Raw genomic sequence first — 12790 nt, 5'->3', positions numbered from 1 at the left:
TTGACTTTGTCAAATAGTTCCGTAGCGGGCTTTCAGCGCGCCATAGAGCGCGCGGATACCTTGATCGGTGCCTCCGAAAGGGCGCCCCGGCCGGGGTTCGGGCGCCCAGGCGAAGATATCGAGGTGCACCCAATCGGTCTTTTTCTTGATGAAGCGGTTGAGAAAGAGCGCCGCGGTGATCGATCCGGCCTGCCCGCCCAAGGAGATATGATTGACGTCGGCAATCTTGGAGGCGAGCAGCCTGTCATAGCCCGGCCAGAGCGGCATGGCCCAGAGCGGATCATCGACGGCGGCGCCGTGTTCGAGCACCGAGCGGGCGAAGGCTTCATCGCGCGCATAGAGCGGCGGCAGGTCGGGACCCAGCGCCACGCGCGCCGCACCGGTCAGCGTTGCCATATCGATGATGAGGTCGGGATTTTCCTCATCTGCCAGCGCCAGGGCATCGGCGAGGATCAGACGGCCCTCGGCGTCGGTGTTGCCGATCTCGACGGTCAATCCCTTGCGCGAAGGCAGGATATCGCCGGGGCGGAAGGCGGAGCCGGAAATGGCGTTTTCGACCACCGGGATCAGAACGCGCAGCCGCACCTTGAGCCCTGCATCGATCACCGCATTGGCCAGACCCAGGATATTGGCGGCCCCGCCCATATCCTTTTTCATCAGCGCCATGGAGTTGCCGGGCTTGATGTTGAGCCCGCCGGTATCGAAGGTGACGCCCTTGCCCACCAGCGTGAGCTTGGGGTGGGCGGGGTCGCCCCATGAAAAATCGACAAGGCGCGGCGCCTGGGCGCTGGCCCGCCCCACGGCGTGGATCATCGGGAAGTTCTCAGCCAGCAAGTCATCTCCACGGATGACGTTCACCTCGGCCCCGTGCTCGCGGGCGAAATCGACGATGGCTCTTTCGAACGCCTCCGGCCCCAGATCGTTGGCAGGGGTGTTGACGAAATCGCGGGCGATGAAGGCCGAGCGCACCAACCGCCCGATTTCGGCGGCGTCCGCGCCTTCCGGCAGCTCAAGTGTGGGTCGCTCCTTGGCTTTCACATAGCGGTCGTAACCATAGGCTCCCAACCTGAAGCCCAAGGCGGCCAGCGTCGGATCGCCGAAGGCGCCTTCCAGACGATAGGAGCCCGCAGGAAGCGCGGCGGCTGCCAGTCCCAGGATCAGTGGCGAGCGATCCGCCGGCGCTCCGAGGCCAAAGAGATAGCCCTCTATCTCGCCCTCGGCGCCGGGGAGTGCGAGCAGCTTTCCGGCCTTGCCGGTAAACTCATTGGCCTTGGCCCAACCCTCATGAGCCTGCGACAGGCCGGCAGCGGCTATTTCACCTTCGGGAACACAGATAACGGGCAAGGGCATGGGGCAACTCCGGCACTTTCGATCACGATCGTTTGTATCGGGTCATCCCCCGAACGGCAATCGGCGGAGCCGCCGCTTAACCGGGTGTTAGGGTTAATGAATTACTTATCGGCACCGAAAGCACGCGCGTTCGCGTTGGGGGCTGGCCGCATGGAAAGGTCGTTCAAATCGATATTGCTGGTGGGTGTTGCAACGCTTGCTTTGGCAGGCTGCGCCACCAATCACACCGGCGCGCTCGATGCGGACTATTCCAACCTTTCGGGACCGCAGGCCCAAGCCAGCGTCGCCGATCTGGCGCAGCGCTATGGGCGCGATCCGCGCAACAAGACGCTGGGCATCCACTATGCCGCCGCGCTGCGCGCCGCCGGGCAGACCGAGCCCGCCGTCACCGTGCTCGAATCCCTGATGGCCGCCCATCCCGGCGATCCGGACGTGGGCCTGGCCTATGCCAAGGCGCTTTCGGCAGCCGGACGGTTCGAGCAGGGGCTGCGCGTCGTCGACAACGCCATCGACCCGGTGACGCCCCATTGGGACGCCCTTTCGGTGCGCGGCGCCATTCTCGACCAGATGGGCCGGCACACCGAAGCGCGGCAGAGCTACAATCAGGCTCTGCTGCTCGCCCCCCAGCAATCCCGGCTCCACGCCAATCTGGGCTTGTCCTATGCGATGACCGGCGAGCTCCAGCCTGCCGAAATGCATCTGCGACAGGCAGCAGCCCTGCCGGGAGCCACCAGCCGCGTGCGGCAGAACCTTGCGCTGGTTCTTGGCCTGCAGGGCCAGTTCGAGGCGGCCCGCGCGCTCTATGCCGCCGAGCTGCCGCCCGAGGCGGTCGAAGCGAACATGGACTATATCCGCTCGCTCCTTACCCAGCAGGACCGTTGGCAGGCCATCCGCAGCGACGGTTAGAGCGACATGGCGGTGATGATCGCCGGCGCCATGATGATGATGAACAGCACCGGCAGGAAAAAGACGATCAGCGGCACCGTCATCTTGGGTGGAAGAGCGGCCGCCTTTTTCTCCGCTTCCATCATGCGCGCCTCGCGGCCTTCCTCGGCCATGACGCGAAGCGCCTGGCCCACGGAGGTGCCGTAGCGCTCGGCCTGGATCAGCGCGGTCATCACCGAACGCACCCCGTCGAGCCCGGTGCGGCGGGCGAGATTGTCATAGGCGCGGGTGCGGTCTTCAAGGAAGGAGAGTTCGGCGGTGGTGAGCGTCAGCTCTTCGGCCAATTCGGGGCTTTGCAGCCCGATCTCCTTGGCGACGCGCCGGATGGCGTGTTCGATCGACATGCCCGATTCCACGCACAGCAGCACCAGATCGAGAGCGTCGGGCCAGGCGCTGCGCACCGATTGCTGACGCTTCTGGATCTTGTTGCGCAAGAGGAGCACCGGCAGATAGGCGCCAACCAGCCCCACGCCGATGGCGTAGACGACGTTGAGGAACAGCGGGCGCCCGCCCGGCGCGATGAACACCAGATAGACCACGCCGATCGCAAAGAGGACAAAGGGAGTGACGAAGCGCAGGAACAGGTGCTTGGTCAACTCGCCCTGCCCGCGCAACCCGGCCTGGGCCAGCCTTTCGACGGTGTTTTCATCCATGAAGGCCTTCTGGAGCGAAAAGCGCTCCACCGTCGATTTCATATAGGCGCGGGCGTCGGCGCCGCGGATATTGTTGCGGGCGCCTTCCCTGCCATCGGACTGATTGCGCAGCCGCGCCATTTCCCGGGCCCGCATCTGCTCGCGTTCGAGCGCGACCTTCTTCATGCGGTCCTTGCGTTCGGCGCGTTCGAAGATATGCGAGCCGAAGGTGAAAACGATCGCAGCCGCCGAGATCGCGGCGAAAACCGCGATCAGGAAATCGGAGCTGGCGATCTGGTCGGCGAGGGTCACGCGGGATGTCCTCTAATAATCGAACTGGATCATGCGGTTCATGACGAAAGCGCCCGTCATCATCATGACCGCGGCAATGCCCAGGCAGATCATGCCGCCGCTGGTGGTCACCAGCGGACTGAGATAGGTGGGGCTGACAACCGAAACCGCCCCGATGACGAAGATCGGCAGCGCGCCGATGATCATGGCCGAAGCTTTTGCTTCCGAACTCATGGCCTTGACCTTGGCCTTCATCTTCTTGCGATTGCGCAACACGGTGGCAAGGTTGGAGAGCGCTTCGGAGAGATTGCCGCCCGATTGCTGCTGCACGGTGATGACGACGATGAAGAAATTGACTTCCGGCAACGGCACGCGTTCGAAAAGGATCTCGACCGCCTCGGCCATGGATTTGCCGATCGATTGCTGGTCGAGCACGCGCATGAATTCCGATTTCACCGGCTCCTTGACCTCCCTGGCCACGAGGCGGATGGAATCGTTGAGCGGCATGCCGGCCTTGACGCCGCGCACGATGGCTTCGACCGCATTGGGAAGCTCGTCGAGATAGGCATTCTGGTACTTCTTGCGCCGCCAGCCCAGATACATATTGGGCAGCACATAAGCGCCGCCCAGCGCCATCACGGCGGCATAGAGCAGCGGAATCTGGAGGATGACCAGCACCGCCAGCAGGCCGATACCGAAGATGATGCAGTTGCGGATCCAGACCTTTGGCGGCGTCTTGACGCCGGCCTGGAACATGCGGTGCTTGAGCGTCTTTTTGGCCCGGCGGGCGTTGAGGGCATCCGATTGCTGCTTGAGCGCGTCCTGCACGGTGCGGCGGCGGGTTTCGCGGATCTTGTCGGCGCTGACCGTCTGACGGCGGACCTGCACATCCCCCTGGAGGGCCTTCATGCGCTTATCGGCACGGCTGGATCCGGCAAGGGAGGGAACGAAGGCAAAGCCGAGCGCCCCGATACAGATGACGACCAGCAAGGCAAGGACGAGCGGGCTCATCAACGCATCATTTCGTGCTGTTCGACATTGGCGCGTTCCAGCGCCTCGACCAGCGCCATCTCCTCATTGAAATAGCGCGCCTTCTCGGTGAAATTGGGCTTGGTGATGCCGGTCGAGCGGTGACGGCCGATCAGTGCGCCGTTGGCGTCCTCGCCCATGATGTCGTAGACGAACACGTCCTGGGTGACGATCACATCCCCCTCCATGCCGAGCACTTCGGTGACATGGGTGATGCGGCGCGAGCCGTCGCGCAAGCGCGCGGCCTGGACGATCACGTCGATCGAAGAGACGATCATCTCACGGATGGTGCGGCTGGGCAGCGAAAAGCCGCCCATGGTGATCATCGACTCAAGACGGCTGAGCGCTTCACGCGGAGAGTTGGCGTGGAGCGTGCCCATGGACCCGTCATGGCCGGTGTTCATGGCCTGCAAGAGGTCGAACGCCTCGGCGCCACGCACTTCGCCCACGATGATGCGTTCGGGGCGCATACGCAGGCAGTTGCGGACCAGCTCGCGCATGGTGATCTCGCCCTCGCCTTCGAGGTTGGGCGGGCGGGTTTCGAGCCGCACCACATGGGGCTGCTGGAGCTGGAGTTCCGCCGAATCCTCGCAGGTGATCACCCGCTCGTCCCGATCGATGAAAGCGGTGAGGCAGTTGAGAAGGGTGGTTTTACCCGAACCCGTGCCGCCCGAGATCAAAACGTTGGCACGCACCCTCCCCAGGATGCGCAGCACCTCGGCGCCTTCGGGGGAGATCGAGCCGAATTTGACGAGTTGGTTGAGGGTCAGCTTGTCTTTTTTGAACTTGCGGATGGTGAGGGCGGGACCGTCGATCGAGAGGGGCGGGGCGATGACGTTGACGCGCGAACCATCGGGCAGGCGCGCGTCGCAGATGGGCGAGGATTCATCGACCCGGCGGCCGACCTGGGAAACGATGCGCTGGCAGACATTCATCAGATGCGCATCGTCGCGGAAGCGCACATTGGTGAGCTTCACCCGGCCGTTGACTTCGATGTAGCAGCGTTGCGACCCATTGATCATGATGTCGGCGATGTCGTCGCGCGCCAGAAGCGGTTCGAGCGGGCCGTAGCCGAGCACGTCGTTGCAGATGTCGTCGAGCAGGTCTTCCTGCTCGGAAATCGACATCACGAAATTCTTGAGCGCGATGATTTCGGCGACGATGTCGCGGATTTCCTCGCGCGCCGAATCCTGATCCATGGCGGCGAGCTGGGAGAGATCGATGGAATCGATCAGCGCCGAAAAGATCGAGGATTTGGTCTGGAAATAGTTCTTGTCGCGGCCGGCAGGCTCGACCGCATCGATCGTTTCCTCGGCCTTGGCCCGCTGGGCGTTGGCGGGCGTCGGGACGGACTGCGGAGGCGCGCGTTCGAACTCGGGCGTGGCAGGCGGAGCGGGGCGGGCGGGAGCCGCCTGAGTATTGCCACCGAAACTGGTACGCTTGCCGAACATATCTGCCCCTTCCCGGTTCTATGCCCGCTTGCGCATGCGGAACAGGTCCGGCAGCTTGAGGCCCGCCGAGCGGCCGCTTGCTTCGACATCGGCACGGCCCGTCACCTGCATGCCGACCGAGCGGAAGATCTCGTTGATCTTATGGCTGGCCGAAACCTCGGCGATCATCTGCCCGTTATTGGCGGCGGTGCCGAAAAGGGCGGGATCGAACCCGATCTGACCGGCGAGCCGGCATTCGATGGATGCGGCGAATTCGGACGCCGGAATCTCCGGCCGCTTGGCGATACCGGTCTTGTTGACGACGACGATGGGATCGCTTTCGGTCGGCCGCATGGCCTTAACCGCATCGGCGATGGATTTGGCATTGCGCAGATTGGCAAGGTCGGGTTCGGCGACGATCACCACCTCGTCCACCGCCGCCAATGTGTGCCTCACCCAACTCGTCCACAGATGCGGAATATCGAGGATCACCACCGGAACGTGCTTCTGGCTCAATTCGATGATCTGCTCGAAGCTGCGCTCGGAAAGATCGTAGGTGCGATCGAGCGTGGCGGGAGCGGCGAGCAGCGAGATATGGTTGGCCGCCTTGCTCATCAGCCGATCGAGCATCACCGCGTCCATTTTGTCCTGCGCGAAGACCGCGTCGGCGACGCCCTGCGGCGGGTCCTGATTGAAATCGAGCCCGGCTGTGCCAAAAGGCAGATCGAGATCGACGACCAGCACGTCCTGCCGGATTGAGCGGGCGATTGCCCAGGCGACGTTGTGCGCGACGGTCGAGGCCCCTGCCCCGCCCTTGGCCGAAATGAAACCGATGGAGCGCCCGATGGGCGCCGCGCCTTCGGATGCAAACAGATCGGCGATGGCGTTGATGATCGTCGCGCTGGTGGCCGGCATCACGAGATATTCGGACACCCCGGCCCTGATGAGGCTGCGATAGAGCATCACGTCATTGACATGGCCGATAACGATCACCCGTGTGGAGGCATCGCAAACTTCGGCGAGCCGTCCCAACGCCGCTTCGATCCGGTCGGCCGGCAACGTCGTTTCGACGATGATGAGGTTGGGCGTTGGATTGGTCCGGTACGTTTCCACCGCGCCATCGAGCCCGCCATTGTGCGTGGTGAGCGCGACCTTGGACATGCGCCGGTCCTGCGTCGTGTCCTCGATGATCTGGGCGGTCTGGGAATGCTCGCAAAACGCCTGGATGGTGATGCGCGGAATCAGCCGCGCGCCGCTCACCGTTTCAGCCGGCAGCTCGGGTGTTTTGCCGCGATCTTCGTTCTCAATAAAGTTCATGATTTTTACCCGGCAAGAGAACTGTCTGGTCGATGCTGATCAATCGAGCACGAAGCCGACCGAACCGCGGAACTGCCCGCCCTGCTCGGCGCCGCCGACCCCATAGAGGCTTTCCATGCGCCCCAGAAAGATCGCCTCGGCATCGGAAGACGGCTGGTGGAAATCGAGCGGAGTGGCCACCGGCGCCGCCGTGGCCTGGGCGATCATCGGGGTGACGAGGATGACCAGCTCGGTTTGCGACGTGCTGTATTCATAGGAGCGGAACAGCGCGCCAAGGATCGGGATGTTGCCCAAACCCGGCAGTTCGTTGATCTGGCGACGCGTACGCTCTTCGAGAAGGCCGGCAATGGCCAAGGTCTGGTAGGCGGACAATTCCACCGAGGTGGAAGCGCTGCGCGTATTGAGCGCCCCGGAAATCGTGTCGGAGATTTCGGAAACCTCGGTGTCGATATCGATCGAGATCAGCCCGTTCGACTGTACCGTCGGGGTGAAATCGAGCTGGATGCCGTATTCCTTGTAGTTGTAGGTCTCCTCGCCGTCATTGACGACGCGGATCGGCAATTCGCCACCGACGTGGAAGTTGGCTTGCTGCCCCGACATCGCCGTCAGCACGGGTTCGGCCAGCATGCGTAGCGCATTCTGGCTCTGAAGCGCCTGCAGCGAAGCGTTCAGCGAGAACCCGCCCTGGCTGAAGGCTCCGGTATAAGCGCCAGCGGTGTCGCCAACGGGGGGCGAGGAATTGAGATCAAGATCGACCGCGCCCACCGAGAGCGAGCCGGACAGGTTGATGCCAAGCGCCTGGGCCGCATCGCGCTTGATTTCGGCCACCACGACCTTGAGCGCGACCTGCTGGCCGCCGGCAACGTTGATGACGCTGGTGACATTGGCTTCACCGCCCACATATTGGGCGGCAATGGCGACGGCCTTTTCCATATCGTCACCCGATTGCACGTCCCCCGAAAGGATCACCGAATTGGCAAAGGACTGAACCTGAACGCGCGCGCCGGGCAAAAGTCGATTAATGGTGGCGGCAAGGCCCGAAGAATCCTGGGCCACCGAGATTTCAATCACCGCGATGCCGGCACCGGACGGATCGAGAAAGAAGATGTTGGTTTCGCCCGCCGCTATGCCCTGGATCACGGCGCGCGTCTTGGTGCGCATGATGGCGTTGGCGACGCTGGGCTGGGAGATGATCACCTCACCGGCTTCCGCCGGCAGGTCTATGATGATCGACTTGTTGACTCCGATCTCGATATATTGCGTGCGTCCGATCTCGCTCTGGGCGATGCGCAGATGCGGCGAGGTTGCCGCCAGCGCCGGAGCAATGAGCGCAAAAACCGCCAGCGCCGCGCCCAACACCACGGCGAGGACATCCAGACGGGCAAAGCGCGACAGTTTCGGACGAAGCGGCATCTATCTGACCTCGATGACGGGCGAAGACGGCGAAACCGGCGTTGCCGGGGCGGAGGGATCTTCAAGAGCGGAAATCGAGCCGCCCGGCAGCACGGGCACGGCCCGCGGCGCGCTCGAGGTCACCGATTGGGCCTGTCCATACCGGATGAGCCGCACGGTCTGGCTCGACCCCTGGGCGGTATCGACTGTTTCCGCGAAATCGATCACCGAGCGCAACACCAGGGCAAGCCGACCCGACGCGCCGGCTTGAAGAATGGTTTCCGATTGGGCTGGGGTGAGTTCGAGAGTGGCAATCTCGGCGGATTCGAAGACCTGCGAGGAAGGATTGTCGGGATCGGCCCCGCCGCCGGTGGTTCCGACTTCGCCCAGGCGCGTGCCGATGGCCAGCACCCGAACATTGGAGAGAATGGTCTCCGAATAGTCGGCACCCGAGCGGATGAGCACGACGTCGACGCGATCGTTAGGGACGATATAGCCGCCCGATGCGGAATCGGGGGTGACCGAAACCGACACGGCGCGCATCCCTTGGCCGATCACCGCCGAAAGGTAGCCCTGATTGGCGTTGACCAGCTTGGCCTCGCGGATCGGCTCGCCAGGGAAGAATTCGAAACGGGCGACGGCTCCGGCGACCTGCTGGGCTGCCTCGGGCACGGCGCTTTGAGTGATGTATTCGGACCGGACGGCGCCCTCGGGCCAATCCTGCCAGCTCACATCATTGGCAGTGAGGCGCTGCCCCAGGCCGATGGCGCGGCTGGCGACCAGAACCCGCTCGCGCGCCTCGAGCTCGACCTGCGCGGTCTCGACGGGTTGTTCGGGCTGCGGGCCGCTGCCGCGCGTGGCCAGAAATGCGGCCAGGCCGCCGGCCACCAGAGCGACAACAATAAGCAGAATACGCGCCGGTTTCATCCGATCCCAAACCCCCACTGGCGACGCCCAAGGCGTATGCACCTGCGTTCGGGCAGGGCCCGCAAACCTGCGATCCCTCAAGCCCCCATCCACCGCTCCAAAGCGCGCATCGACAGCGCGCGCCTGTGGCAGTGGTAGGAAACTATTGCCGGGAAAGGGTCAAAACTTGGTTAATGCTTGCTTGTTTGCAAAGGTTAACCAATGGTTTAGAGCGCGAGGTTGAATTCGCGCTCCACCGGGCCGGTGCGGCTGGTTGGCTGCACTGGTTTCGCGGACAAGCCCGAAATCTCAGGCGGAGGGGAGAGAGGCTTAGAACGTACGCAGTCCATCGAGCAGGGTTTGCTGCAAGGTAGGATTGGCAATCAGTCGCTCGAAGGCGAAGGTCTGCGGATAGACCAGCATGGCGGCAAGCGCCAGGGCGATGCCATAGGGCACGCCGGTCTTGGGGTGATGCAGGCGCACCAGCCAACCGGCCTTGAGCAAGGGACCGGGCAGCGCGTAGCGGCGGCCGACGAGCAGCAGCAGAGTCAAAGCTCCGCCGAACACCGAGGCATACAGCAGGTAGGGCAGAAGGAGCTCGAACCCCATCCAGAGCGAAATCGCCGCTGCCAGCTTGGCATCGCCACCGCCGATCCAGCCCATGGCAAACATCCCGAAGGTGACGGCGAGAACCAGCGCGCCTGCCGCCAGATGCATCCCGATTGCCGCTGGGCTAAGCCCCACCATGAGAGCAATGACCAAAAAGCCGACAGCCACCGCGGCGACGAGCACATTGGAAATGCGCATGGTGAACAGATCCGAGCAGGCGGCAAAAGTCATGAGCAGTGGGAAGAAGGGCCACATAATTGTCGACATGTGGTGAATGCTCTTTTTTGCTTAACTCAGAAACAATAGCCAGTATTCGTAACCAAACCGTTTCGTAGAAAATGCCCAAGTATACGCGGTAGAAATGGAAAAGGGGGCTGCAGCCCCCTTTTCACCGACCAAGGATAACGTGTACCGACTTATGGGGTGGTGCTGGTATTAGGCGTGGTCGGCGCAGCGGTGTCTGCGGTTGCAGCCGTAGTGCTAAGGGCGCTACCAATGTCGGTAAACGCGCTATTTAGTTGAGGGCCGAGCAAACCGATCGCAGCAATAACCGCAACAGCCATCAGCGCCGCGATAAGACCGTATTCAATAGCAGTTGCGCCGGATTCGTCGGCGGCGAATTTCTTCAAAAGATTCATGACTAGCTCCTTGTCCGTGCGTCCTCTTGTGACGACATCGTTCGACGCGTCACACATCGAACATGTTTTTGACGCTAAGCCGCCCCAGTTGAAATTGAGTTAATCGGAGCCGCCAAACTCGCCAGTTCCGCACCAATACTCCACATAACTAACAAATCGTACCGCATTTGATAAATTTCAAACTATTCGAGACAGAAAGACTTTCGAAACCATAACCAAGCCGTCGTCCAGGCATTTGCCAATTCGTAACCATTGCCGGCCATAGTCGGGTAACCATGTTTTAGAAGGCGGGAAGTTGCCATGCCAATCGTGTTGCGCCGCGTGCTGTTGGCTGCGGCCCTGTCGGTAACCGGCCTCGGTCTTCCGGCGGCCTTTGCCCAGGACCAGGAAGCGGTGACGGTGACCGTCAATGCCAATATGGCCCGCATCCTGCGCATCAATGCGCCCGCAGCCACGGTGATCATCGGCAATCCCGCCGTCGCCGACGTCACCATCCAGGATCCCCAGACGCTGATCCTCACCGGCAGAAGCTATGGACGCACCAATATGATCATTCTCGATGCCAACGGCGATCCGATCGCCGACACGGTGGTCGAGGTGGCGCAGCTCAAATCCGACACCGTTACGATCTTTTCGGGCGCCCAGCGCACCTCGGTCGCCTGCGCGCCCAATTGCCAGCCGGTGATCATGCTGGGCGACGACACCAGCTACACGTCCAACGTCATCGCTTCGAGCACGCTGGTCGACGGCGCCGCCGCGAACTAGCGGCAATTGCACAACCCCGGTTAGTTACCCGTTTACGCTCTCAGCGATTGACCCCGCACCGGGTGCAAACCCTAACTTTCGGTTAGGAACGCCCTGCGTATTGTGCCCCGGTTCTCGGGGGCGAGCAGGCATGACCATCACGGAAAAGGAAAAGCCCATCGGACCGCTCACGCGGCTGGCGCGGCGTTTCGCGCGGTCCGATCGCGGTGTCACCGCCATTGAATTCGCGCTGGTGGGACCAGTATTTTTCGCCATCATCGGGGCAACGATCGAGACGGCGCTGGTCTTTTTCGCCGGCTATGCGCTGGACACGGCCGTGATCGACAGCTCCCGCCTGATCCGCACGGGGCAATTGAGCCGCGTTGCTTCGGCGGAAGATTATCGCAGGGAAGTCTGTGGCCGGCTTTATGGCATGTTCGACTGCGATCAGCTGCGGATCGCCGTCACCGAGATCAACGATTTCGCCGATTTTTCGCCGTCCGACCCGATTGAGCAGGCGAGCGGGGCCTGGGTGATGTCGGTCGACCAGCCTCTTCCTGCCTTCGCAGGAAGCAAAAACTACATTATTGAGGCCTATTACAAATGGCCCACCATCATGAACGTTCCCGGACTGAATGCGGGCCAAATGGCGGACGGCAAGCGGCTTTTGGCGACCTCGCATGTCATCCAAACCGAGCCGTTCTAGCCATGAGCCGCAGTCACTTCGATATTCTCTCCCAATTGGTTCGTTTCCTTCGCAACCCTGAGGGCGTCGCCGCCGTCGAGTTCGCGATGATCGCGCCAATGCTGCTCATCCTCTATCTCGGCGCCACCGACATAACCCAAGCCCTTGCAATCGACCGCAAGCTGGGACAATTCGCAACGACCGTCAGCGACCAGATAGCTCGTAGGACTATGGTCACGGAGGAGGACGTGCAGGCGGTTATCGATGCCGGTGAAGCGATCATGCGTCCATTCGATTTCGACCGGACCAAGCTGCGTTTCACCATCGTCAAGGTCGAGGGAAATTCCGCTCGGGTGACGGGTGCCACGGAATACAACTGGACCGTGGAAGAAGAGCCCGGCGAGAGCTACGAGCTTACCGCCGATCTCATGGATCTGGGTGAGGGACATCACGTCATCATCGCCACCGCGGCCTATGATTTCACGCCTCTGTTCGGCCTCGTATTCAACGGCACGATGAATCTCGAACAGCGCTCCGTCCATCTCCTGCGCGAGCAGACCGACGACTTCGGCTTTACATCTGCGACAGGGCCAACCTCACCTTCCGATGAAGCTGGCGAGGACGAGGAATCCGGAGAAGGCGAGGAGGGCCAATCGTCGGACGAAGATGATGGGACTGAGGATGCCGCCGATGATGATGCCGATGCCGGGAACGACGACAATCAAGGCGACGACGATGAACGCAACTGGTGGGACCAATGGCAGGATTGGTGCCGTCGTCAACGGTGGTGCTAGCCACGGTTGCCAACAACCACGCAAGCTG

At 62.3% G+C, this 12790-nt stretch carries 13 protein-coding genes; 4 read left to right on the top strand and 9 right to left on the bottom strand.

Annotation, left to right across the window (positions count from 1 at the left end; translation table 11 throughout):
• Positions 1 to 9: 9 nt before the first annotated feature.
• Positions 10 to 1350 (bottom strand): leucyl aminopeptidase family protein, encoded by a 1341-nt coding sequence (locus NO932_RS02150; protein WP_309209382.1) that lies wholly within the window; start codon positions 1348 to 1350, stop codon positions 10 to 12.
• A 150-nt stretch (positions 1351 to 1500) separates the two neighbouring features.
• Here NO932_RS02150 and NO932_RS02145 point away from each other — a divergent pair, with 150 nt between their 5' ends.
• Complete coding sequence (locus NO932_RS02145; RefSeq protein WP_309209381.1) at positions 1501 to 2256, top strand: tetratricopeptide repeat protein; 756 nt, start codon at positions 1501 to 1503, stop codon at positions 2254 to 2256.
• Here the strand turns inward: NO932_RS02145 and NO932_RS02140 are convergent.
• The 8 genes from NO932_RS02140 to NO932_RS02105 form a co-directional block, all read right to left on the bottom strand.
• Positions 2253 to 3239 (bottom strand): type II secretion system F family protein, encoded by a 987-nt coding sequence (locus tag NO932_RS02140; protein ID WP_309209380.1) that lies wholly within the window; start codon positions 3237 to 3239, stop codon positions 2253 to 2255. The genes NO932_RS02145 and NO932_RS02140 overlap by 4 nt on opposite strands.
• 12 nt (positions 3240 to 3251) lie before the next feature.
• A complete protein-coding gene (locus NO932_RS02135) occupies positions 3252 to 4229 on the bottom strand; it encodes a type II secretion system F family protein (RefSeq protein WP_309209379.1) in 978 nt (325 codons plus the stop codon).
• Positions 4229 to 5698 carry a CpaF family protein gene (locus NO932_RS02130; RefSeq protein WP_309209378.1) on the bottom strand — a complete coding sequence of 490 codons (1470 nt, stop codon included), beginning with the start codon at positions 5696 to 5698 and terminating at the stop codon, positions 4229 to 4231. The genes NO932_RS02135 and NO932_RS02130 overlap by 1 nt, the downstream gene beginning before the upstream one ends.
• Before the next feature lie 18 nt (positions 5699 to 5716).
• A complete protein-coding gene (locus NO932_RS02125; RefSeq protein ID WP_309209377.1) occupies positions 5717 to 6994 on the bottom strand; it encodes an AAA family ATPase in 1278 nt (425 codons plus the stop codon).
• 39 nt (positions 6995 to 7033) lie between these two features.
• A complete protein-coding gene (locus tag NO932_RS02120; RefSeq protein WP_309209376.1) occupies positions 7034 to 8407 on the bottom strand; it encodes a type II and III secretion system protein family protein in 1374 nt (457 codons plus the stop codon).
• Positions 8408 to 9313, bottom strand: a complete 906-nt coding sequence (gene cpaB, locus NO932_RS02115) for a Flp pilus assembly protein CpaB (protein ID WP_309209375.1) — start codon at positions 9311 to 9313, stop codon at positions 8408 to 8410. It abuts the gene before it with no gap.
• A 309-nt stretch (positions 9314 to 9622) separates the two neighbouring features.
• A complete protein-coding gene (locus tag NO932_RS02110; protein ID WP_309209374.1) occupies positions 9623 to 10168 on the bottom strand; it encodes a prepilin peptidase in 546 nt (181 codons plus the stop codon).
• 149 nt (positions 10169 to 10317) lie between these two features.
• A complete protein-coding gene (locus NO932_RS02105; RefSeq protein WP_309209373.1) occupies positions 10318 to 10539 on the bottom strand; it encodes a Flp family type IVb pilin in 222 nt (73 codons plus the stop codon).
• 300 nt (positions 10540 to 10839) lie between these two features.
• On the opposite strand from NO932_RS02105, the gene NO932_RS02100 reads away from it, so the two are divergent.
• From NO932_RS02100 to NO932_RS02090, 3 genes are all read left to right on the top strand, one after another.
• Positions 10840 to 11304 (top strand): pilus assembly protein N-terminal domain-containing protein, encoded by a 465-nt coding sequence (locus NO932_RS02100; RefSeq protein ID WP_309209372.1) that lies wholly within the window; start codon positions 10840 to 10842, stop codon positions 11302 to 11304.
• Positions 11305 to 11434: 130 nt separating this feature from the next.
• Complete coding sequence (locus NO932_RS02095) at positions 11435 to 11989, top strand: pilus assembly protein (RefSeq protein WP_309209371.1); 555 nt, start codon at positions 11435 to 11437, stop codon at positions 11987 to 11989.
• Between the two features lie 2 nt (positions 11990 to 11991).
• Complete coding sequence (locus NO932_RS02090; protein WP_309209370.1) at positions 11992 to 12762, top strand: pilus assembly protein; 771 nt, start codon at positions 11992 to 11994, stop codon at positions 12760 to 12762.
• The last annotated feature ends 28 nt before the right edge of the window (positions 12763 to 12790 follow it).

The sequence above is a fragment of the Pelagibacterium sp. 26DY04 genome, assembly GCF_031202305.1.
GTDB lineage: Bacteria > Pseudomonadota > Alphaproteobacteria > Rhizobiales > Devosiaceae > Pelagibacterium.
Note: the sequence above shows the minus strand (reverse complement) of the source record. Positions and strands in the feature narration are given on the sequence as shown.